Raw genomic sequence first — 23,111 nt, forward strand, 5'->3', positions numbered from 1 at the left:
ATATGAAGTATCCCATTTATTATTTTTGTAAAACAAAGGAGCACTCAGATGAATCAGGAGACATTGAACTTATTTAAAACGCTTACAGAGCTGCCTGGAACTCCGGGAAATGAACATGCCGTTCGAAAGTTTATGCGTGAACAATTAGGAAAATACGCTGATGAGGTAGTACAAGACCGTCTAGGGGGAACTTTTGGCGTTAAGCGTGGGAATCCGGAAGGTCCAACTGTCATGGTAGCCGGTCACATGGACGAGGTTGGATTTATGGTGACGAATATAACGGAAAACGGAATGATCCGTTTTCAGACGCTTGGCGGATGGTGGAGTCAGGTTTTGCTCGCCCAGCGTGTACATATTGTGACAGAAAACGGTCCAATTGATGGAGTGATTGGCTCGATCCCGCCACATCTTTTAAGCGATGCACAGCGGAAGAAACCAATGGACATCAAAAACATGTTGATTGATATTGGTGCAGACGATCGCGAAGATGCACAGCGGATCGGTGTGAAACCCGGCCAGCAAATTGTACCTGTCTGTCCATTTACACCAATGGCGAACCCTAAGAAAATCATGGCAAAAGCATGGGATAATCGCTATGGCTGCGGATTATCTATTGAGTTATTGAAAGAGATCCAAGGCGAGGAACTGCCAAATATTTTATATTCTGGGGCGACTGTCCAAGAAGAAGTCGGTTTAAGGGGAGCGGCAACTGCTGCCAATATGATTAAACCAGATATTTTCTTTGCACTCGATGCAAGTCCGGCAAATGACATGTCTGGTGATAAAAAGGAATTTGGTCAGCTTGGAAAAGGGGCTTTATTACGGATTTACGACCGTTCTATGGTAACCCATAAAGGCATGCGCGAATTTATACTTGATACAGCTGAAACAAATGATATTCCGTATCAATATTTCATTTCACAGGGAGGGACGGATGCAGGGCGTGTTCACGTTTCGAATGAAGGTGTCCCAAGTGGCGTGATTGGTATTTGCTCAAGATATATTCATACTCACGCCTCAATCATTAATGTCGACGATTATGCTGCAGCTAAGGAATTGATTGTGAAGCTAGTGAAGGCGAGTGACCGCGCGACTGTTGATTCAATCATAAAGCAATAACTTAAGAGGCGGAGAGATTCGCCTCTTAAGTTATTATTTGGTGAAAATAAAAGGAGAAATTTTAATGAAAATAGCAGTTGGTTCGAAAAATCCAGTTAAGATCAAAGCAGTTGAATATACCTTGCAAGAGGCAAGGATTCAGGGTTCTTTTATGTCGATTGACGCGCCATCCAATGTAAGCGAAATGCCATTTTCAGATGAAGAAACGATGCAAGGAGCTATAAATAGAGCTGAATATTGTTTGAAGCATATGGAAGCGGATGTGGCTATTGGATTGGAAGGCGGTGTCATGGAAACACCATTCGGATTATTTTTATGTAACTGGGGAGCGCTTGCCGAAAATGGAAAAACCACATTGCTTGCAGGTGGAGCAAGAATTAAATTACCTGATGAGATTGCAGTAAACTTGCGTGCAGGGGAAGAACTTGGTCCGCTGATGGATATATATAGCAGGCGTGAAAATGTTCGATCAAAGGAAGGGGCCATCGGTATCTTCACAAATGGCATGGTCAACCGCGATGAATTGTTTATTCACATTATGAAATTGCTCATTGGTCAAAAAGGGGACTGGCTCAAATGAACCTGTCCCCAAGAGTCATCGTTTAGTCGAAAATGTAGGCAAGCGCCTTGATTGCCTGGTTGACTGTTTCGACTGTCGCGTTTGATTTTCGTGATAATTCTTTCAAAGGATGATGGAGTTCTTCAGGGCGGATTAGAATGAGCGGTTTTCCAAGCGAAACTGCAGCACTCGCATCCATAGCTGTATTCCACTGTTTATATTTTTCTCCAAACAACGCGATAACCAAGTCAGCTTTTTGCATTAATACTTGAGTACGTAAATTGTTAAAGCTGGATGCGGCGGCATCCCGGAAAATTGGATTTGGTTGTTCTCCCAGTATTTCTTCACCAATTGCATCAGACCGATCATGATCTTCCATAGGACCGACAAAATCAATGGGAAGTTGCAGTGATTTTGCTTTCTCCTTAATCTCTTCACGCCAAGGACTGTGAATTTCACCTGCTAAATAAACGGTTAACCTCATGTTCATCCCTCCAATATGTACTTTATTCCATTCTAACATCAATTGCCGTTTTGGGGTTGTCAAGTAGTTTTTAAGAGTAGTATGATAATGTGGAGATTCAGTTTTAGGAGGATTTTAAGAAATGAAAAAAATAGTTGCAAGCTTCATCATCATTTTTACAGCCATGATCATTGCTGCTTGCGGAACTTCGATAGATAAAGAAAAGATTAATGCGGAGGCAAATGCCAAAAAGGTTTTTCAAGAAAAGTCAAAAGGGGTAAATGAAGAAATCCAATCGATTCAATTTCATCTTCCTTCAGGAGTATCTATAAAAGATAAATCACCGAACAATATTATTTTAGAAAAAGGGAAGCAACCCTATATTCTTTTTTATAACCCGATTGAAAATAAGCAGAGTGAAGAATTATATGAAATGAGTAAAACGAATTCTGACAAAATGGTAGTGGATCAAATATTTAAAGCTGACAATCGTTTTGGATATTTGCTTATTAAAGACGCCGGGGACAATATTTATGAAGTAACCGCGGGAGTTGGCGGAGTAAAAGCTACAACTAACTCGACTGTTGGGAGCATTGCGAAAGATGCAGAATTGTTGATGACAATGGCAGCATCTACAGTGGTCAAAGAATAATTTAACACAATATCTCCTCAAGTCTTTGTACTCCATATAATCGTTCCTGCTGTGATAAGCTAATCATATATGAGGAAGCACGGCCAAATTAATTTGGCCAGAAGCTGATCAACAGGAGGGAAATAACATGGAAAAGTTACAATCAATCGAGCAATATGACCAATTGAAAAATGGGGAGCGGACAATCTTCATGTTTTCGGCGGATTGGTGTCCAGATTGTACAGTCATCGAACCAATTTTACCAAGACTTGAAGCGGACTATCCTGAATATACATTTGTTGAAGTAGACCGCGACAAATTTATCGACCTATGCGGCGAACTTGATATTTTTGGCATTCCAAGTTTTATTGCCTTCCATAATGGTGAAGAGGCTGGCAGATTTGTCAGCAAAAACCGCAAAACATTGGAAGAGATTGAAGACTTTATAAATGGTTTGGCCGAATAAATAGAACGAACAGTCCGATGAGAAAAAAATCTCTTCGGACTGTTTTTTCGTTTAATCTTTATTTGATTTTTATACTATGTCCTCATTCTTTGAGACTGAGCCCATTTTCATGTAAAATGGAATATAGCTTATTTTGCGCCCAAGGAGGGTGAACTGATGAAGATGAACGAGAGTAAATTGAGAAGAGAGCTCGAAAGTCGTTTGCAAAAACCAGGTAGAGCCTTCACATATGATAGGAAGAACGAAAGCTTGCGCATTGAAAATGAAGAAACCGGCAAAGGAATAGATGTTGCGCTTTCCGGGATTGTGGCTAAGTGGCATGTACAAAAGGACAAAGCGATTGATGAAGTTGTGTATTATGTGGAAAATGCCCTTGAAGTAATGGGGAAAGAGCAGAAGGTATCTGGAAGTGAAAAGAAAATCTACCCTGTGATTCGTTCTACTTCCTTTCCAATTGAATCTGAAGACGGCATAAGGTTTATGACAGACGATCATACGGCAGAAACAAGGATATTTTACGCTCTTGACCTTGGCAATACATATCGCATACTAGATGAACAATGGATTCAAAAAGAAGGATTGGAGCCGAAAGAAATTCAGGAAATTGCTCGTTTTAACGTCCGGTCACTGCCGGCTAATATGAAAAAAGATACGGTGGCAGGCAATGATTTTTATTTTTTAAATACAAATGATGGCTATGATGCAAGCCGTATTTTGAATGAGAAATTTCTGCAAGAAATGGCTGAGACTGTAGAAGGTGATATGGCCGTTGCTGTCCCGCATCAGGATGTGCTGATTATTGCTGATATTCGCAATGAAACTGGTTACGATATCCTTGCACAAATGACGATGAGCTTTTTCACAACTGGCAATGTCCCAATTACAGCATTATCCTTTATTTATGAAAATGGAAAGCTCGAACCAATTTTTATTTTAGGAAAAAATCGAAAGATGGATCAATGAAAGGGGAAGGGAATATGAACGTATTTTACAACCGAGAAGGAATTGGCGATACGCTAATTATTACTTTAAAGGAAATTGAGAATAAAACATTCGATCGTAAGGGTGATGCAGCCCGTATTTATGATGAAAAAACAAATGAAACAGGCGGATTCAACCTATTCAACGCATCTAACTATGTAGAAGTCAGTGCGAATGGACAAGTTGAGCTAAATGAAGAAATCGTTGAGAAAATCAATGATGCACTTTCGAAAAATGGCTTTGAAGAAAAGTTAGCAGCAGATTTTTCACCGAAATTCGTTGTTGGTTACGTGAAAGAAAAAGAAAAGCATCCAAATGCGGACAAGCTGAGCGTATGTACGGTTGATGTTGGTACAGAGGAATTGCAAATCGTATGCGGTGCACCGAATGTGGACGCGGGACAAAAAGTTGTCGTTGCAAAAGTAGGTGCAGTCATGCCAAGTGGTATGCTAATCAAAGATGCAGAGCTGCGCGGAGTGCCATCAAGCGGTATGATTTGTTCGGCCAAGGAACTTAATCTACCGGACGCACCACAGGAAAAAGGAATTTTGGTGCTTGAAGCTGAAAAATATGAAGTTGGACAAGAGTTTAAATTTTAATAAATGAAAAGGTGTGAGCGGAAAAACCGCTCACACCTTTTTGAATTTCCAGCTGCTAGGCTAGGGATCATAAGCACGTGGGAAAGGTCGATAGTAAATGGGTCTAAATAAATTTCTATTCTTCTACTTTGATAGGAGAATAGAAAGGGTTTCTGTAATAATTCTCTAATTCAAAAGTCGGATAAAATTAATGATACATTTAAAAGCTTTAAGGTATATGTTATGCTTTTTTTGCGTGTAACAGGTAATAAAAGGGTATACCAAATAGAGGGACAGGTGTTTTTTGTATTAGCAGAAGGGGCATTTACTTCTATTAAAATTAAAAGAAAAATAGAGAGGCGGGGGAACAAATTGTATAAAAGAATATTATTAGCGGCTGATGGTTCTGAAAATTCAATTCGTGCTGCTGTGGAGGCCGCAAAAATAGCTTCTCTTTCAGGAGACTCCGTGGTTGAAATTCTTTACGTTATGGATTTTTCAAGGGCAACAAGCGAGGTACTTCGCAGTCAAAACTCTGAAACGCTTGAATTTGAGAGACGTAAAAAACTCTTGCCAATTGAGGAGACGTTTAAACAAGCGAATGTTACAAGTAAAATAACGATGCTTCATGGTGAACCAGGCCCAACGATTGTCGACTATGCTAATAAGCAATCATGCGATCTGATCATCATCGGAAGCAGGGGATTAAACAAGTTTCAAGAAATGGTCCTTGGAAGTGTAAGCCATAAGGTGGCAAAGCGGGTAAATTGTCCGGTGTTAATAGTAAAGTAAAATATATGAAAAAAAGCATTTTCCTGGAAAAGGAAGATGCTTTTTTCTATTTTATTGCATTGTTCAAAGATTTAATTATTCCCCCATGAAGACCGTCATGCCACTTTTCATTTATTAATTTTATAATATTCCGATTTATAGAACTATGTCAATACTTTGTTATTTTATTGTGTTAATCTTATAAAAAGGGGGAATCGATGTGGATGCAGTCTTTCAGTTAGAGCACGCTGTTTTCAATTATCGAGTGGCCGGTGTTTTGATAGAAAACGGGCATGTGCTCATACATAAACAAGCAAATGATGAACATTGGGCGCTACCTGGAGGTAGAGTTGAGGTTTTGGAAGATTCTCGGACAAGTATTCGTAGAGAGATAGACGAGGAATTGGGATACGCTGTGAGTGTGGATAAGCTGCTTTGGGTGACGGAGAATTTTTTCGAATATAACAACAAAAATTATCACGAGCTTGGTTTTTACTATCTTATTTCATTAAAAAGTGAAACAGCGATTTTTCAGAAAGACGACTTTTATGGTCTTGAAGGTGAGAGGTTGATATACAAATGGGTGCCAATCAGTGAGCTCGAAAATATTCAGTTATATCCCGAATTTTTAAGAACTGCTTTAAAGTTCATTCCGCAAAGCCCTCAGCACTTAATTATTAGACAACTATAGATGAAAGATAAGAAGGATGAACAGTAACGCCATGAAGTTCCTCCTAATCTTCCTATATTGATTTGAAATCGCTTTCCAACATCATACCGTATACAAAGTTATTCGAGAACATAAATTTTAATAAATCTAGAACCATATGAAACTTTCCATTATAATTAAGTACAAATATTCGGAAATTGACGTGAGCTGAATCGATATTGGAAGGAGTTAATCGCATGGGGAGTAATGGATATTTCGTAGGGTGGGGAACTTTAGCGCTTATCAACGCAGGTTTGCCACAATCTAAAAACAGAAGCGGATTGATTTGGTTCCTTGTCTCACTACTTCTTGGCCCGCTGGCTACTTTCTTAATCGTTATTTTGGATAAGAAGTAAGGAAGGTGGATGAACTTGGCCGTTACATATGTTGACTGGGGTGGAAGGGTGAAGCTGACATGGATTCGCAGCTCCATTCTACCGAAAAGAGAATTAATAACGAGTGTTCATGGGTTTTGTTTTTACAATGATGAGTTGCTATTAGTCGATTTAAATGATCGAGGATGGGATTTTCCGGGCGGGCATATTGAAGTGGGCGAAACAGCGGAAGAATGCTTTAAGCGAGAGGCAATGGAAGAAGGATATGTTGAGGGAAAGTGCAGGCTTTTAGGTTATATCGAAGTGAACCATCATGAAAATATAAATTGGAATGAAAAAAGTCCATATCCTCGAGTAGGCTATCAAGTTTTTTATATGATGGATATTCAGCAGCTCCATCCTTTTGAGGGGGAATTTGAATCTTCGAAGAGAAACTTTATTAAACCAGAAGAGTTTTCGAAGTATTATGATGGTCATCAAATAATATTAAATGATGCGTTAAAAGTAAAAAATAGTGAAAAAGGGTATTGCAAATGATAATTAGAACGGAATTACCGACAGACCACAGGGCAGTTTGTGAACTGACTTATCAAGCTTTTGGAAAACGGAAAGATGAATCCGAATTAATCGACCGCATTAGAAAATCGAGTGGTTTTATTCCGGAGCTTTCGATTGTAGCAGAAGAAGATGAAGAAATCGTCGGTCATATACTGTTAAGCAAAGCGAAAGTAATTGGAGATACGGGTGATCACGAAGTCATTGTTTTAGCTCCCGTTGCAGTTCATCCGTCATATCAGAAAAAAGGTGTCGGAAGTAAATTAATCGAAGAAGGTTTAAACAGAGTGAAAGCTTTAAACTATGGTCTTGTTTTATTGATTGGGCATCCTTCCTATTATCTGAGATTCGGTTTTAAACCTGCCAGACAATATGGATTGGAATTGCACCAATTTAATGTACCTGATGAGGTCTTCATGGTTTGTGAACTTAATGAAGGGGAGCTAAATCGTATTCACGGAGAGCTACGTTATCCATCTGCTTTTTTTGAATGAAATAAAGAGGGGGCTATGATGAATATAAAAAAAATGAAAGAAAAGCTTGCTAAAATATTAGGAAGTGAATTCACCGACATTTTTATAAATTCGGAAGGATATCAAAATAAGGTTGTGACGTTTCGGCTAAAAGCGAAAAAGTATGTAGCCCGATTAAGTGATGCGAAAAGACGAACGAAAGAAAGAATTGAACTTGAAATAACATTGATGGAATATTTATCGGACAAAGGCATCCACCTCGCAAAGCCTGTTCAATGGAACGGTTTAGACAAAGTGATAGATTTTGAATTCGATCTCATGTCCCTTATTGGCTGACGTTTTTTGAACATACAGGTGGGGAACCGGTAGATGTAATGAACAGTTCCGAATGGAATGGAGAATTTTTCTACCGCTGGGGTAGGATGATTGCCTCTCTTCATAGTGTAGATGATCCGCCATTCAGTGGCCCAAAAGGTTGTGAACGTCAAGTTCAGACAAACGAGGAGTGGTTAAAGGACCGCTATAACCAATTATGTGCTAAGCTGAATTCCCACGAGAGGACTGAGCAAAATTTCGGTCTTATCCATAATGACCTGCACCAAGGAAATTTTCATATTAAAAACGGAGAAATTATCCTGTTTGATTTTGATGATTGTGCTTATCAATATTTTGTACAGGATTTAGCGGTATCTATTTATCATGCTTTATGGACGGGGACATCGTTTCATTCGGAATGGGAGGACTTTCCCAATTACTTTTTATTTCATTTCCTAGAAGGTTATACCTCCTTACGGCATTTAACGGGCGATATGCTTGACCAGCTTAAAATATGTATGCAAATGCGAGAGGTGATTTTATATTCTTTATTTCAAGAAAATTGGAATCCTGAAAGTATGGACGATTGGCAGTTTGCAAAACTTGCGGAATTAAGAGAAAATCTTTTGGAAAAACGAATTCCTTATAGTACGGAGCTTGATGGTGTAAAAAACTTCTTTAATCATTGAATCACTCTCTCATTCAAAATCTGAGAAAAGAAATGCCCAATCCATTTAAAGGAAGGCCGTTTTGATGATAAAGCATCAAAACGGTTTTTTTAACGTCATCCTTAATGCCCATAATTTTAATAAACTAAAATATCTTCCTAAGTTCAGCTACCTGATGTAAGATATTATACCTATTTTAATAATCAGTTAATTCATATATACTTATGAAGGAAAAAAGCTTGTCGTATAAATTGATATGAAAATAATCGATTATAAGGGTGAATATTGTGTTAATAACCACTACTCCTTCTGAAAATAGCCTTTTGCACGAAATTGAAATGTTCCGGACGTATATACATGATTCTGTTGACTTATTTTCCAGTCATTCATCTGATGGTAGGTTTGTATATGTATCTCCCGCTTCTCAATACTTATTGGGTTTTGAATCTAACGAATTATTAGGCGTTTCTATTTATGATCTTTGTCACCCGGAGGACTCAAGTAAAATAGAAAGTTTATGTGATCGTAATCTTCCCCAAACCGAACGAATCTTTTATCGAATCCGTAAAAAAGAAGGAGATTATATCTGGTTCGAAACGACTAGAACTCTTTTAGTGAATAAGAAAGACCGTGATGGTTTTTTCTGTATATCCCGAGATGTAACCGCTCTCATGGTTGCTGAAAAGGCCTTGAAAGAAAATGAAGAAAGATACCGGTTATTAGTCGAAAACTTTCAGGATACAGTAGGGATCGTAACAGTGGATGGTTTTTGGATACATATGAATAATACAGGAAGGAAACTTTTCGGCGTTACAGATAATAAGGAAATGATTGGAAAGTGCTTATTTCATTATATACATCCCAACGAGAAAAAGAATGCTACAAACGAGATCGTACAATATTATCGAGAAGCGACACTTGAATGCACTCTGTTGCGTAGTGATGGTCAACAAAAATATGTAGAAATCAAGTTCATTCCCACATTATATAGGGAGAGGGAAACATACCAAGTGGTTATCAGGGATTTAACGGAGCGAAAAAAGACTGAACATATGATGCAGAGGGCAGAACAATTACATGTTGTTGGTCAACTTGCCGCCGGCATTGCTCATGAAATTCGAAATCCATTAACAACGATTAAAGGTTTTACACAATTATTAATACAGGATGAACCAAATAAATACTTAGATGTAGTCATGCAAGAAATTGAAAGAGTGGAAGAAATAATCAGCGATTTGTTACTCCTTGCCAAACCACCAATATCAACCTTTGAAGAAGTAGATATGCGAAAAATCCTCAATGATACGATTAAGTTGTTTTACTCCGAATCCTTGCTTCACAATATTGAAATCATCCAAGAAATCCAACTAACTAACTCAATAATTAAAGGCGAAGCAAATAAATTAAAGCAGGTCTACATTAATTTAATTAAAAATGCGATTGAAGCTATGCCAAATGGTGGTAAAGTCTTAATCAAAGCCACTAATGTGAATGAAACTGTAATAATTACCGAAGTGATTGATGAAGGAATTGGAATTCCCGTGGATCGGATTAAAAGGTTAGGCGAACCCTTCTATAGCACGAAAGAAAAAGGGACAGGGCTTGGTTTAATGATTTGCGATCAAATTATCAAAAATCATAGGGGAACATTTAAAGTTCATAGTATAGAAAATAAAGGAACAATAATTACAATCCAGCTCCCTAAAAATATGGATATGGGAAAGAAAAACAATCTTCCAATAAAACGCTTAAAACGAAAAGGCTGACTCAAACATTGAGTCAGCCTTAACCATTCGACAAAATTCGGGCGGTGACAGGCACCTGTCGAAACTTAGCGTGCTGTAGGGAATATGCGTTGTACTGTGGTTGTAAAGTCGTTAAAGAAGCCACTTACTGGGCGACCGCTACGGATGTCGTTGCGGTATCCATGCATGCGATCGTAAAAATCTGGGTTTTCAGAAACATAGACGTGATCAAGGTTGGCGTCCACATCTCTTACTTTATCTGCGATTCTTCTTTCCAGATGTTTGGTCAGTTCATTGCGGGCACTGCTATTCAATTTCACAGCAACATAAGCATTTCGATTCGTAACTAGAACATGAGCGCGGTCTACTTCATTTAACGTAGCTACATTGTCTGCTATATCGTCTGCTACATCTATTTGAGCATTGTGGTCATTCGTTCCATTACCGGTATTTGTTCCAACATTTGTACCAAAACCGTCACGGTTATTTAACGTGCCAGCTCTGTTATCATAGTAACCGGTCATATTATTCGTACGACCAAAATCACGGTTATCCTCTGGGTTATAGCGGACACCCATCGGTCTATTATTATTATTATTATCGGTAGCAAGGTTGCCTCTATTCGTTGTCCCACAGCCCATTAACATTACGGAAACTAATCCAACGCATAACACTGGTTTAACAAATTTCATTTTTTCGCCTCCTTTTTAATCGTGATTCTTTTATAATGTTCCTTATGCCTCAATTTTTATGCTCGTTTTTTGTTATAATGGATTAATGGCAGCTATGGCGAGATTTGGATAAAAGTTCGCATACATAATGTTTAAATTAAAGAAAGAGTGATATGATGTCCTGGTTTAAAAAAATATTTTCGAAAATGACGATGGATGATATAGAAGAAGAGGTAATTAGTCGTAAAAAGAAAGAGATTACACATCAATCAATAAAAACACGTATGACATACCAATACCCGAAAGGGCAATTTCGATTTCCTTTAATTCAAGACCAACCAAAAACGGATCGTCAACAGACGGATCAAACAAGAAATAAACAGGAGAGACATAATCAACCTGCTCAAGGAAAACATAATCAGCAAAGGCAATCAAATGAACGGACTATGGAAAAAAAGGAAACGGTGAGTAGAAAGGTTGAGCCCAAAAACCGAACGCCTTTCCGTCCTGCAAATATCCCTTCTCCCATCTATGGATTCAAACGTCCTGCACCAAAAGAAGACTTGGAATATGAATTGCAGGATTCGTTTCTTCAGGGCGAAAAGCCGAAAGAAACGATTCAAGAATTTGATGCTGTACCTGAAGAAACAATGGAGGAATATAAAGAACCTGTTCTTCTTGGGACCGATAATATCAATAAAACAGAGCAGGTGCCGGAAGAGAAGACAGTTGCATCAGAGCCGGTGATGGATGAGGAAAAAGATGAACCCGAGTTGGTGGTTGAAGTAGAGACAGTTGAACCGGAAGAGCCAGTACTGGACGAGGAAATACTTGACCCAGAGCTAGTGACGGAAGAAGAAATCGTTGATCCGGAACCGGCCATGGACGAAGAAATAATTGATTTAGACCATGTGACCAACGAGGAAATACTTAATCAAGACCCGATCATCAACGAACAAATTGTCGAATCAGATACCCAAATAAATGAGGAAATGGATAATTCAGATCTGGTCAATGAGGAAAAAATGAATCGCGATCATGAAAAAAGTGGGGATGAACATCCGGAAGATGGCCTAGGGTATGTTTCAACGGAAAAAGTGCATGACGATACCGCTCGTCAACATAAAGAGAAATCTCGTTCGAATATGCCATTTAATGTATTGATGCTCAAACAGGACCGGAAAAAATGGGAAAAGCAGCAAAATCAAAAACAACAACGTAAGGAACTAGAGGAAGCTAAGATCCAGACCGCATCAGCCCTGCAAGAACCTGGTATTTCAGAAGGTATATATCACTTTCCGTCATTGCAACTTTTACACCCGCCAGTCGTGAAATCCGCAGATAATGCCTGGCTGGATGAGCAAACGGAGCTTCTGGATGAAACGTTACTTAACTTTAATGTTAATGCGCGAGTGGTAAATGTCAGTCAAGGGCCATCCGTTACCAGATTTGAGGTTCAGCCTGATCCAGGGGTTAAAGTAAGCAAAATTACAAATTTAAGCGATGATATCAAATTAAGTATGGCAGCAAAGGATATCCGTATTGAGGCGCCGATCCCCGGCAAACGTTCCATCGGAATCGAGCTCCCAAATCATGACAGCAGACCTGTGCAGATTAGTGAAATCATTGCGAGCGACACTTTTAGCCGCACGGAATCCCCACTAACAGCTGTACTCGGTTTGGATATTTCAGGCGCACCTGTTGTGACCGATTTGAGAAAAATGCCTCACGGGTTGATTGCTGGAGCCACTGGTTCCGGAAAAAGTGTCTGTATTAACTCTATCCTAGTTAGTTTACTTTATAAGGCAAAGCCTGATGAGTTGAAGCTATTGCTCATTGACCCGAAAATGGTGGAACTCGCACCTTATAATCATATACCTCATCTCGTAAGCCCTGTGATTACAGATGTAAAAGCTGCGACAGCCGCTTTAAAGTGGGCTGTCGATGAAATGGAGCGCCGCTACGAATTATTCGCCCACGCGAGCGTTCGGGATATTGGCAGATTTAATGAACTTGCTGTTGAAAAAGGAAGGTATAGTGATAAGCTTCCGTATATGGTCGTAGTCATTGATGAATTAGCAGATTTAATGATGATGTCACCAGCAGATGTAGAAGAATCAATCTGTAGAATTGCTCAAAAGGCACGAGCATGCGGGATTCACTTACTAATTGCGACCCAGCGGCCATCTGTAGACGTCATTACTGGCCTAATTAAAGCCAATGTGCCCACTAGAATCGCTTTTTCGGTCTCGTCCCAAGTTGATTCAAGAACGATTATTGATATTAGTGGTGCTGAAAAACTACTTGGTCGAGGAGATATGCTATTTTTAGACAGCGGTTCATCAAAACCTGTGCGCATTCAAGGCACCTTTGTATCTGATCATGAGATCGACCGCATTATTGAACATGTTCGCAGCCAAGGGAAGCCAAATTACTTGTTTGAACAAGAAGAACTTTTAAAGAAGGCGCAAATTCAGGAAGATGAAGATGAATTATTCATGGAATCATGCGAGTTTGTTGTTAGTCAGGGAAGTGCATCAACTTCATTGCTTCAAAGACATTTTCGTGTCGGCTATAATCGGGCAGCACGATTGATTCTTATGATGGAGCAACGTGGAATTGTTTCTGAAGCCAGGGGCAGCAAAGCGCGTGACGTGCTCATCAACGAATCGGAGCTAAGCGAGTTAAAAGAATCTCTAGTACAATAAGAAAGAACATGGTATTCTAATTTGGGTAAACAAATGGAGAACGAGTAATGTTTTACGAGATACTGACCAATGAAGGTACGAGGAGTATTCGGAATGAAAGAAATCGAATTGAAGATGCAGGGGAAAATTAAGCGGCTTACGAACAATACCTTTAAATTTGATGAACGTGTTAAAGATGGTTGGTTTTCGGCTGTTTACTTTTTAAAAACAAGGGAAATTACAAAAAGGTTCAAAAGCGATAATATTGTCACAATGCAATTTTTCCAAAGAAATCATGCTGTTTTATGTGGAACCGATGAAGCCATTGCTTTATTGAAAAAATTTGCGGATGAACCGGAGAATTTGGAAATATATTCGCTTAAAGATGGCGATCAAATCAGTCCTTTTGAAACGGTACTGACCATCAAGGGGAAATATCAGCATTTTGGTTATCTTGAAGGAATTATAGATGGTATTTTATCAAGACGGACATCCGTTGCAACAAATGTTTATAATGTTGTAAAAGCCGCCGCTTTATCAGGGAGACAAAAATCAGTCATTTTTATGGGTGATCGAGATGACCATTTTACCCAGCAAGCCGGAGACGGTTATGCTGCTTTTATCGGGGGAGCTACCGCGCAGGCCACGCACGCCATGAATGAATGGTGGGGTAAGCAAGGTATGGGAACGATGCCACACGCGCTGATTCAGCTTTTTAATGGGGATATTGTGGAAGCAACAAAGGCGTATCGAGAAACATTTCCTGAGGATGAACTCATTTCACTTGTCGATTATAATAATGATGTGATTACTGATTCGCTAAAACTCGCTCGAGAATTTAAGGATGAACTAAAAGGTGTACGTGTCGATACATCTCGGACGCTTATTGATAAATATTTTCTAAGAAATCAGCACGTTCTTGGCACATTTGATCCTCGAGGGGTAAATCCAACTCTTATATTTGCTTTACGAAATGCACTTGATAAAGAAGGCTTCCAACATGTAAAAATTGTAGTATCTGGGGGCTTTAACGAAAAACGGATCTCTGAATTTGAAACACTTGGAGCGCCTGTTGATATGTATGGAGTTGGAAGCAGCTTGTTAAATATTACTTCAGGATTTACTGGAGACTGTGTTTTGTTAAATGGTGAACATTGTGCAAAAACCGGGCGAAAGTTCCGGCCAAATCCAAGACTTGAAAAAGTGGAATAAGGTAAAAAAAATGTTAAATAGCCATGATGTGCAATAAATGATATAATGGCTCAATACGAAAAAAAACTATCTGTAAAACATATTGCTTTCGTTACATACTAATTCTTCCATGTGTGAATAATAGTGGGAAGAACAAAAGATGGAAACCGACTTTAGCAAATGTATGTATTTATTCATATGATGCAACAGATAGATGATTGTTGGAGGTTCAAATATGACTGTATACCATTTCGTAGGTATTAAAGGCTCTGGAATGAGCGCTCTTGCACAAATCCTTCACGATATGGGATATAAAGTGCAGGGTTCGGATGTGGGAAAGTATTTCTTTACCCAAGAAGCCCTGGAAGAGTCGAAAATAAAAATTTTGCCTTTTCAGCGTAATAATATTAAACAAGGCATGACGGTTATTGCAGGAAATGCATATCCTGATACACATGAAGAAATTGAAGAGGCGATAAAACAGGACATTCCAGTTGTGAGATACCATGCATTTCTTGGAGAGTTTATGAAAAAATTCACCAGTATTGCTATAACTGGCTCGCATGGAAAAACATCTACAACTGGGTTGCTTTCCCATGTCATGGGAGGGGCAAAGCCCACATCTTTTCTAATTGGTGATGGGACTGGTAAAGGAGTAAAGAATGCGGAGTGTTTCGTGTTTGAAGCTTGCGAGTACAGAAGGCATTTTTTATCGTATTTCCCGGACTATGCAATTATGACGAATATCGACTTTGATCATCCTGATTATTTTTCCAATGTTGAAGACGTATTTTCCGCTTTTCAACAAATGGCCATGCAGGTGAATAAGGCCATTATTGCCTATGGTGATGATGAGCAATTACAAAAAATCCAAGCTGCTGTTCCTGCCATATTTTATGGGTTTGGAGAGGGAAATGATTTCCAAGCGCGTAATATTGAAAAGTCAACACGAGGAACAAAATTTGACGTTTTCGTAAGAAATCATTTTTATGCAACTTTTGAAATTCCGACATTCGGTGACCATAATGTATTGAATGCACTATCTGTCATTGCATTATGCCATTATGAGGAAATTGGTGCAGAAATTATCCAAGCACAATTAAAAACTTTCGAAGGTGTTAAAAGACGTTTTACTGAAAAAATGTTGGGTAATCAAGTTTTAGTAGATGATTATGCACATCATCCCGTAGAAATTAAAGCTACTATAAATGCAGCCCGTCAGAAGTACCCTGATAAACCAATCGTTGCTGTTTTTCAGCCTCATACTTTCACAAGGACACAAACTTTTCTGCAAGAGTTCGGGGAAAGTTTGGGAGAAGCAGATAAAGTGTACTTATGTGAGATCTTCGGTTCGGCACGTGAAAATCATGGGAAACTATCCATTGACGATTTAAGGGCAAAAATTGACGGAGCGGAAATTCTACATGAAGAAGATACTTCACCTCTCTTGCTACAAGATGATTCTGTTCTGATCTTTATGGGCGCAGGGGATATTCAAAAATTTCAAGCTGCATATGAAAGACTCTTACAACAACAATTGAAAAAAGCTCAGTAACTTATGAAAAACTGCCTTCATGCAAGGCAGTTTTTTTGTATTTTCTCCAGAGGTTTTATAAGTATATAAAATTGGAATAAAGAGTAAGATATATCCGTAATAATATCGGTTATAGAAAAAAGAGGGAATGCAATGATATACAACGAAGTATTAATAAGCTGTTTATGCTAAGCTAAACAGGGGTAAAGTGAATTGTACAATAGGAGGTGCTGCAAACAATGGTGATTATTCTTTATTTAAGTGTTGCGTTAATCGCAATCGCTCTTTTTATTCTCGTCATCAGCTTGACTAAAACATTGAAAGCAATGAAAGAAACGTTGGAGAGCGTATCCAAAACCCTTGACGGGCTTGAGTCGCAATTGCAGGGCGTAACAGGTGAGACAACAATGCTGCTGCATAAAACAAATGCCCTGGCAGATGACATTAACGGAAAAGTTGAGAAACTGGATACAGTCGTCGATGCGGTTCAAGAGGTGGGATACACTGTTCGTGAATTAAACAACTCACTAAAAAAAGTAACGACTTCCGTTTCTTCCGTCATGGTGAGAAACCAAGATAAAGTTGCTCAAGTTGTCCAGTGGGGTGCCGTAGCTAAAGAACTAAAGGATAAGTGGTTTGGTGAAAAAAACAAAGGCTTTAAGAAGACAAAACCATTTGATTCAGAAGTTTCCATACACACACAACAAATAGAAAACAGTCGAGGCTAACGATTAATTGGGTCTTCGCCTACTCAAGGCGCTTGCATATATTCTAATTAAGGGGATGATGTAAAGATGAGTAATAATAATAACAATAATAGTTCAGGAAATTTTATGACAGGAATCATCGTTGGGAGTATTGTAGGTGCTGCAACCGCGCTATTGATGGCGCCAAAATCTGGTAAGGAATTACGCTCTGATTTAAATGACCAAGTGGAAGCATTGAAAGAAAAGTCTGGAGAGTGGAAAGAAACTGTAATGGAAAAAGGATCAGAACTAACCTCTACGGCCATGGAAAAAACAAGCCAGCTTCAACAGGTTGCAATGGAAAAAGGCAGTAACGTTGTTGGAGTAGTGAAAGAAAAAGCTGACCAATTCCGTGATACAACGAAAGAAGCGTCTGATAACCTTGCTGAAGCAACGAAAGAAAAAGCTGACGAGTGGAACGAAACTGTGAACCAAGCGGCAGATAATATGGCAGATATGACGAAAGATAGAGCTGATCAGGTTCAATCACAAGTCGAGACAAAGACTGACGAAGTAGCCGAGAATGCGAAAACACTGTAAAGCCAAGTAAATAAATAAAGTGATTTTAAAAAATAAACAGGCAGGTCGCCTGTTTATTTTTTTTCACTCATTTGCGGCCAAACGATTTCCAAGTGATCACCATTATGAATTGGAGTATAAAAGGTCGCTTTTTCATTATTCATTAATAGAGTAAAATTACCATTGGAGTTTTCAGGTTTTTCAATTTCAACATAGTTAAAAATATCCTGAAAGATGAACGCAGAGTCATCCTTCTCGCGAAACTCAATCTCATCGCCGTTATGGATCGTGTCAATTGCATCCAAAACCTTGCCATCACGTATATATTCAATCGCTGTTTTTTCCATAATAATTTGCTCGTTATTATAAAACACCGTAATCGACCTCTTTAATAAATGCTGCATCGTTGAAGCCAAATTACCTGTGGTCGCCCGATTTTTTCTAGTAATTGAAATATCGATATGAGCGGGAAGCTTATCGTTATGTTTTGCAATTCTACCATTCAATAATAGCGAGCTCGAGAAAGAGGGGAGGAACGTTTCCTTTCCATTGATTTGCACCCTAAAAGGTTTGAGCATGTCAAAAAGATCATTCAGTTTTAGTGCAAGAAGAAGTTCCTCAATTGTTTCAGGAAAACAGATGATAATATCGTCATTGTCTTCAATAAAATCATCCAGCAATGAACTTTCACCATTTCTCGTAATTGTTGCATGAACTTCGTATTGAACCCCGTTGATTACTGCCTGTCTAACAGGGATTTCATCAATGAAATCTCTAATTCTAATTAGAGATTGTTCTCCGTCCTTACCTTTCAGTGCTGTGATTTTGTCCCCATTACATATCTCATCTTCCAAACTGCAAGCTTGGTCATTTTTTAAAATGATAGGCGGTTCGCCGAAGTTTCCCGGTATTGTTAACCTTTGTCCATTCATATTCACAAACATCGCCAATCCTGGCTTTCCATAAAGCTTATTAATTGTTATACCCGAAGCCAGAATGCAGTCAGCAACTGTTAGTTTCTTGACTTCAAACATTCGGATGGTCCGGTCGTTAACGGAAATGGTAACATATTGAATAGGCGATTTACGTGCCGAAATGGCGATCCCAATCGGAGTAATATTTTCCGGGCCGCTAGGAATCGTTTCAGCAAAGGTCAAACCTTGAATAGCGTCTGCTCCTCGGATAGCTACACGATTATCTGGCAAGCCTAATTTCTCGGCAAGGCACTTTGGTAAATCTGGAGTCATACTGCCACCGCCAACGAGCATGACGGCTTTTGGAGATTTCCCATTATTAAGTACTTTTATTTCATCACTTATTTCTGAGGCCAACTTATCAATGGCAGGAGCGATTTGATTAATCACATCTGCTTTTGAAAGTTCAGTTTCAAAGCCGAGAATATCATGAACAACAATAGATTCGCTAGTCCATAGCTCCCTTTTGGCCTGTTCAGCTTCGGGGAAGTCAAGCAATAGCTGATCGCTTACCGCCTCAGTTATTTCATCTCCCGCACTTGGTACCATCCCGTATGCAGTGACTGTTCCTTCGTTCGTAATAGCAATATCCGAAGTGCCCGCTCCGATATCAACAAGGGCGACATTCAGTCTGCGCATAGACACAGGGACAAGCACATTGATTGCTGCTATCGGTTCAAGCGTAAGGGCTTCAAGCTCCAGACCGGCTCTTTGTAAAGCTTTTATTAACGAGTCCACAACCACTCTTGGTAAAAAGGTAGCAATGATTTCTACTGATGCTTCATCGCCCTCTTGGTCCATTAAATTTCCGATAATCTCACCATCTAAAAAGTAGTGCAGCACGGAATATCCGACACAATAATAGGAATGAATTTTATCTGTAGCTTGTTTTTCAGCAGCGGCTGCCTGAGCATTTTGGACAGCAGTAAGTTCAAGATAAAGGATATCTTCCTTTGAAAGCATCGGTTTTCCTGAAATATTCACTGAAGCTTTTGCTCTTTCGGTTTTCAGCGCTCTGCCCGCCGCAGCAACACAAACTTTTTTAAGTTTGCCATGAGTTTTTTCAAGCTGATCTTTCATCTCGGAAATGACCTTAGCGACAGCCGAAATATCGTGGATTTGTCCATCAACCATTGCTCTGTCCTGATGTTCTTTTAAAACTAAATCCAGAACGTGATATTGTTCTCCCGATTCCTCGAGGATGATTCCTACGACTGAACGAGTACCAATATCCAATGCAAAAACTTTTTCGTCTTGCAAAATGTTCCACCTACTTTTTCTCTGGATAAATAATGAAGTTTCTATATAAATAAAACTGTACCATATCATACCTTTTAAAAGAAGATACAGCATAATTTATAACGGTTAAAACAATAATAATTAAGAAATAAGGCGAATTATGACGAAAAATATGAAAAAATGTTCACAATCAAGCGGAATCGTTTGCAGGATTTTGAGTCGTATCGTATGATTATGTGAAGAATTGAAAAGTATAAAAGGAACTACTTTTATGATATTTGCCGAAAGCAGTAAAAGAGGAGCGAGATTTTGATGAATATAACAATATATGATGTAGCAAGAGAAGCAAATGTTTCAATGGCAACCGTTTCTAGGGTTGTAAATGGTAACCCAAATGTAAAGCCGGCGACTCGCAAAAAGGTGCTTGATGTGATCGACAGATTGGAATATAGACCAAATGCAGTAGCACGAGGTTTAGCAAGTAAAAAAACCACGACAGTGGGCGTAATCATTCCCGATATATCCAGCATTTTCTATGCTGAATTAGCCCGTGGAATCGAAGACATTGCAACGATGTATAAATATAACATTATTTTAAGTAATTCAGATCAGAACTTGAATAAGGAATTGCATCTCTTAAATACTATGCTTGGGAAACAAGTAGATGGCATTGTATTTATGGGAGGAAATATTACTGATGCACACATCGATGAGTTTAAACGTTCTCCTGTACCAATCGTTTTGGCTGGAACAATAGAACAAACAGGTGCTGTACCATCAGTAAACATCGATTACCGCAAAGCTGCATTCGATGCTGTTACTTCTTTTATTGAACAAGGACATGACAAAATCGCGTTTGCCGTTGGTCCGCTTCACAACGCTATTAATCATGACCATAAGCTTGCAGGGTATAAAGAAGCATTTGAAAAAGCGGGAATTGCTCTGAACGATGACTTTATCATTGAAGGCGATGACACATATGATTCAGGCATCGAAGCATGGGAAAAATTAAGTGAACTTGCCGTAAAGCCAACTGCTGTACTTGCTGGAAATGATGAAATGGCCTTAGGTATCATGCATGGTGCCCAGGACCAAGGATTAAGCATTCCCAATGACCTTGAAGTCATATCTTCCGATGACACAAGGCTCACTCTAATGGTGAGACCACAGCTATCCTCAATCGTCCAACCGCTTTATGATATTGGAGCTGTTGCCATGAGGCTATTAACGAAACTAATGAATAAAGAAGAGGTAGAGGACCAAACTGTCGTACTTCCTCATAGAATTGATTTAAGAGGATCGACGAAGCAATAAGTTGCTTTGTTTAAGCCACTAAAGGGGATGGTTTCCTATTAGTGGCTTTTCCTATTAAATCTGACGACGTCCAAATCTGAAATGACGTCGTGAAATATTAGAAAATCAAAACTGAAAGCGTCCAAATATGAAATGACGTCGTGAAATATTAGAAAATCAAAACTGACGACGCTCAAATATGAAATGACGTCGTGAAATATTAGAAAATCAAAACTGACGACGTCCAAACCTGTAATGACGTGGTCAAATATTAGAAAATTAAAACAGAAGACGTCCAAATATGAAATGACGTCTTGAAATATTAGAAAATCAAAACTGACGACGTCCAAATCCGTAATGACGTTCTTAGATGTTAGAAAAACAGTCATAGACGACGCTATAAGGACGTAAGCACCGCTTGGTCAATTTTTATTCAAATACAATTCTGTTAATCATCAACGTAATAAGAAGCCTTACCATCCCCCATAAGCTTATATTTATTTATAAGAATCTTTTGAATGGTTCTCTTTGAGTTTATTACTTTACACCATTCGTATATAACATTTGTAGTGACCTTGCGATTTGGAAAAAGTATTTTATATTCTTCTACGCTCCGTAATATAGCCGATTGTAGTTCTTCCTTATTTCCGCACTTAAGACATATTAATCTTTTCTTATTAAAAATAACAGAAAGTGAATCACACAATCCACAAGTAATACCTTTCTTAAGTTCCTCAAAATCATAATTAGGTATGCGTGTGTAAGGTGACTCTGTTAAGTGCTTCGATGAAATCATTTCGGCGAGCTTCAGGTGCCTATTATTTAGTTTTGATGGTGTCGTGTTTAATTTGTTTATAAAGCGATTTAGCTGTGCTGGGAAAATAATCGGTAGGTTCATGGGGGCTTGATATAAGTGAAAATGGGGGTTGACGAAGATAATATATGATTCTATCGAAAAGTTGACTCCAAGATCTTGGAGTAGCCGTCGAAGTAAAAATTCATTTCGGTTTAATTGGAGTATAGGATTTTTTATTTCTTTTTTTTAAATTGTATACCACCTATCATCCTCTATATAAAAGTCACCCTCATAATTTTTCACTTCGAAATTATATAGATGATCTTGGCAAATTAACAGCGTATCGATTTGAAATACAGTGTTGTTACTTTCAAGCAATAAATCATTTAGAATTAATTTATCAATTGTCATACTCATCAACCATACATCGAACTTTTGCTCACCTTGGAAGCCTTTTTTAAGGTTAATAGAGTGCTGTTCTTCCTTGACTGGCAAATTCATTCGTGAATGTAAATACTTAAGAATTTTTAATTCTACTGATTCAAAGCGAGGTTTAATAATCATTTCCCACATCCTAATCAATATAATAATTTAAAGCGTCGGTATAATATATATAAATCCCTTTTCATATAGATATTAGAAATGGTTTCCAAAGAGGGGGATTAAACGATGTATCGTTCCAAAGGATTCCTATTTTTGTTGAGTATTGTAGGCATATTTTTACTTGTGTACGGAACGTCTGTTATACTGTACCTTTTGTCGGGTAATTATTTATTGGATGGGGGATTGACTGATCCAAATTATGTTTTCCTTGCTCTTTCATGTTCAGCCCCGTTTGTTTTGTACTTATTATTCAGTCGTAGACATTCCGCCAGAGCTCTGGAAGTAATTTTGACCAGTGGCCTTCTTTTTGTCGTACTTTTTATACCTGCTCACTTTTCTCTCGTATTAGACGGAGTAGAAAAAAGCCAGAATTTATTATTTAGATTAATTACTATTTTACCAGTGTACGCTTTATTATTACTTTGCATATCCCATGTAATGCTGCGTCGAAAATAATAAGGCGTATCTCGAAAGTCAGTAAAAAACTGAT

25 protein-coding genes are annotated in these 23,111 nt (G+C 38.6%); 21 read left to right on the plus strand and 4 right to left on the minus strand.

All coding sequences use genetic code 11. The features are described from left to right. Positions 1 to 48 precede the first annotated feature (48 nt). On the plus strand, positions 49 to 1,119 hold the full coding sequence (locus KHA88_RS00410; RefSeq protein ID WP_213106688.1) for a M42 family metallopeptidase: 1,071 nt from the start codon (positions 49 to 51) through the stop codon (positions 1,117 to 1,119). A gap of 64 nt (positions 1,120 to 1,183) precedes the next feature. Continuing rightward, entirely contained in the window at positions 1,184 to 1,699 is a 516-nt protein-coding gene (locus tag KHA88_RS00415) for a DUF84 family protein (protein WP_213121266.1), read from the plus strand. 22 nt (positions 1,700 to 1,721) lie between these two features. Here KHA88_RS00415 and KHA88_RS00420 read toward each other — a convergent pair whose 3' ends face one another. Continuing rightward, positions 1,722 to 2,162, minus strand: a complete 441-nt coding sequence (locus tag KHA88_RS00420) for a YtoQ family protein (protein WP_213097711.1) — start codon at positions 2,160 to 2,162, stop codon at positions 1,722 to 1,724. A gap of 121 nt (positions 2,163 to 2,283) precedes the next feature. Between KHA88_RS00420 and KHA88_RS00425 the strand changes: the two genes are divergently transcribed. From KHA88_RS00425 to KHA88_RS00480, 12 genes are all read left to right on the plus strand, one after another. Further along, positions 2,284 to 2,793 (plus strand): hypothetical protein, encoded by a 510-nt coding sequence (locus KHA88_RS00425; protein WP_213097710.1) that lies wholly within the window; start codon positions 2,284 to 2,286, stop codon positions 2,791 to 2,793. A 127-nt stretch (positions 2,794 to 2,920) separates the two neighbouring features. Continuing rightward, positions 2,921 to 3,238 carry a thioredoxin family protein gene (locus KHA88_RS00430; RefSeq protein WP_213121267.1) on the plus strand — a complete coding sequence of 106 codons (318 nt, stop codon included), beginning with the start codon at positions 2,921 to 2,923 and terminating at the stop codon, positions 3,236 to 3,238. A 162-nt stretch (positions 3,239 to 3,400) separates the two neighbouring features. Then, positions 3,401 to 4,201 carry a DUF1444 domain-containing protein gene (locus tag KHA88_RS00435; protein ID WP_213097905.1) on the plus strand — a complete coding sequence of 267 codons (801 nt, stop codon included), beginning with the start codon at positions 3,401 to 3,403 and terminating at the stop codon, positions 4,199 to 4,201. A 14-nt stretch (positions 4,202 to 4,215) separates the two neighbouring features. Then, complete coding sequence (gene ytpR / locus KHA88_RS00440) at positions 4,216 to 4,818, plus strand: YtpR family tRNA-binding protein (protein ID WP_213106690.1); 603 nt, start codon at positions 4,216 to 4,218, stop codon at positions 4,816 to 4,818. 351 nt (positions 4,819 to 5,169) lie between these two features. Continuing rightward, complete coding sequence (locus KHA88_RS00445) at positions 5,170 to 5,589, plus strand: universal stress protein (protein ID WP_213097707.1); 420 nt, start codon at positions 5,170 to 5,172, stop codon at positions 5,587 to 5,589. A 199-nt stretch (positions 5,590 to 5,788) separates the two neighbouring features. Next, on the plus strand, positions 5,789 to 6,259 hold the full coding sequence (locus tag KHA88_RS00450) for an NUDIX hydrolase (RefSeq protein WP_213106691.1): 471 nt from the start codon (positions 5,789 to 5,791) through the stop codon (positions 6,257 to 6,259). Between the two features lie 215 nt (positions 6,260 to 6,474). Further along, complete coding sequence (locus KHA88_RS00455; protein ID WP_213121268.1) at positions 6,475 to 6,633, plus strand: hypothetical protein; 159 nt, start codon at positions 6,475 to 6,477, stop codon at positions 6,631 to 6,633. 15 nt (positions 6,634 to 6,648) lie between these two features. Further along, positions 6,649 to 7,149 carry an NUDIX hydrolase gene (locus KHA88_RS00460; RefSeq protein ID WP_213106692.1) on the plus strand — a complete coding sequence of 167 codons (501 nt, stop codon included), beginning with the start codon at positions 6,649 to 6,651 and terminating at the stop codon, positions 7,147 to 7,149. After that, complete coding sequence (locus KHA88_RS00465) at positions 7,146 to 7,661, plus strand: GNAT family N-acetyltransferase (protein ID WP_213097703.1); 516 nt, start codon at positions 7,146 to 7,148, stop codon at positions 7,659 to 7,661. Before KHA88_RS00460 ends, KHA88_RS00465 begins: the two co-directional genes overlap by 4 nt. An 18-nt stretch (positions 7,662 to 7,679) precedes the next feature. Beyond that, the gene (locus KHA88_RS00470) at positions 7,680 to 7,976 is read left to right on the plus strand and encodes a hypothetical protein (protein ID WP_213106693.1); all 297 of its coding nucleotides are present in this window, start codon (positions 7,680 to 7,682) and stop codon (positions 7,974 to 7,976) included. Beyond that, complete coding sequence (locus KHA88_RS00475) at positions 7,973 to 8,644, plus strand: phosphotransferase enzyme family protein (protein ID WP_346728945.1); 672 nt, start codon at positions 7,973 to 7,975, stop codon at positions 8,642 to 8,644. Before KHA88_RS00470 ends, KHA88_RS00475 begins: the two co-directional genes overlap by 4 nt. A 302-nt stretch (positions 8,645 to 8,946) precedes the next feature. Beyond that, on the plus strand, positions 8,947 to 10,389 hold the full coding sequence (locus KHA88_RS00480; protein WP_213121269.1) for a PAS domain S-box protein: 1,443 nt from the start codon (positions 8,947 to 8,949) through the stop codon (positions 10,387 to 10,389). A gap of 65 nt (positions 10,390 to 10,454) precedes the next feature. Here KHA88_RS00480 and KHA88_RS00485 read toward each other — a convergent pair whose 3' ends face one another. Next, positions 10,455 to 11,060, minus strand: coding sequence for a YhcN/YlaJ family sporulation lipoprotein (locus KHA88_RS00485; RefSeq protein ID WP_213106695.1), 606 nt, complete (start codon positions 11,058 to 11,060; stop codon positions 10,455 to 10,457). A gap of 152 nt (positions 11,061 to 11,212) precedes the next feature. On the opposite strand from KHA88_RS00485, the gene KHA88_RS00490 reads away from it, so the two are divergent. The 5 genes from KHA88_RS00490 to KHA88_RS00510 all read left to right on the plus strand — a co-directional run bounded on the left by KHA88_RS00490 (position 11,213) and on the right by KHA88_RS00510 (position 17,737). Next, on the plus strand, positions 11,213 to 13,747 hold the full coding sequence (locus tag KHA88_RS00490) for a DNA translocase FtsK (protein ID WP_430413687.1): 2,535 nt from the start codon (positions 11,213 to 11,215) through the stop codon (positions 13,745 to 13,747). 93 nt (positions 13,748 to 13,840) lie between these two features. After that, positions 13,841 to 14,938 (plus strand): nicotinate phosphoribosyltransferase, encoded by a 1,098-nt coding sequence (locus tag KHA88_RS00495; RefSeq protein WP_213097698.1) that lies wholly within the window; start codon positions 13,841 to 13,843, stop codon positions 14,936 to 14,938. A gap of 214 nt (positions 14,939 to 15,152) precedes the next feature. Next, positions 15,153 to 16,472 (plus strand): UDP-N-acetylmuramate--L-alanine ligase, encoded by a 1,320-nt coding sequence (murC, locus tag KHA88_RS00500; protein ID WP_213097697.1) that lies wholly within the window; start codon positions 15,153 to 15,155, stop codon positions 16,470 to 16,472. A gap of 218 nt (positions 16,473 to 16,690) precedes the next feature. Then, positions 16,691 to 17,179 carry a DUF948 domain-containing protein gene (locus tag KHA88_RS00505; protein ID WP_213097696.1) on the plus strand — a complete coding sequence of 163 codons (489 nt, stop codon included), beginning with the start codon at positions 16,691 to 16,693 and terminating at the stop codon, positions 17,177 to 17,179. Positions 17,180 to 17,245: 66 nt separating this feature from the next. Continuing rightward, complete coding sequence (locus KHA88_RS00510; protein WP_213097695.1) at positions 17,246 to 17,737, plus strand: YtxH domain-containing protein; 492 nt, start codon at positions 17,246 to 17,248, stop codon at positions 17,735 to 17,737. 53 nt (positions 17,738 to 17,790) lie between these two features. Here the strand turns inward: KHA88_RS00510 and pilM are convergent, their stop codons facing one another. Further along, a complete protein-coding gene (gene pilM, locus KHA88_RS00515) occupies positions 17,791 to 19,953 on the minus strand; it encodes a pilus assembly protein PilM (protein ID WP_213097904.1) in 2,163 nt (720 codons plus the stop codon). Positions 19,954 to 20,238: 285 nt separating this feature from the next. Here pilM and ccpA point away from each other — a divergent pair, with 285 nt between their 5' ends. Next, positions 20,239 to 21,243, plus strand: coding sequence for a catabolite control protein A (gene ccpA, locus KHA88_RS00520; protein WP_213097694.1), 1,005 nt, complete (start codon positions 20,239 to 20,241; stop codon positions 21,241 to 21,243). Positions 21,244 to 22,264: 1,021 nt separating this feature from the next. Here the strand turns inward: ccpA and KHA88_RS20790 are convergent. After that, positions 22,265 to 22,582, minus strand: a complete 318-nt coding sequence (locus KHA88_RS20790; RefSeq protein WP_249305752.1) for a nuclease-related domain-containing protein — start codon at positions 22,580 to 22,582, stop codon at positions 22,265 to 22,267. A gap of 105 nt (positions 22,583 to 22,687) precedes the next feature. On the opposite strand from KHA88_RS20790, the gene KHA88_RS00530 reads away from it, so the two are divergent. Further along, the gene (locus tag KHA88_RS00530) at positions 22,688 to 23,077 is read left to right on the plus strand and encodes a hypothetical protein (protein ID WP_213097693.1); all 390 of its coding nucleotides are present in this window, start codon (positions 22,688 to 22,690) and stop codon (positions 23,075 to 23,077) included. The last annotated feature ends 34 nt before the right edge of the window (positions 23,078 to 23,111 follow it).

This window comes from Lederbergia citrea, assembly GCF_018343525.1.
GTDB lineage: Bacteria > Bacillota > Bacilli > Bacillales > Bacillaceae_C > Lederbergia > Lederbergia citrea.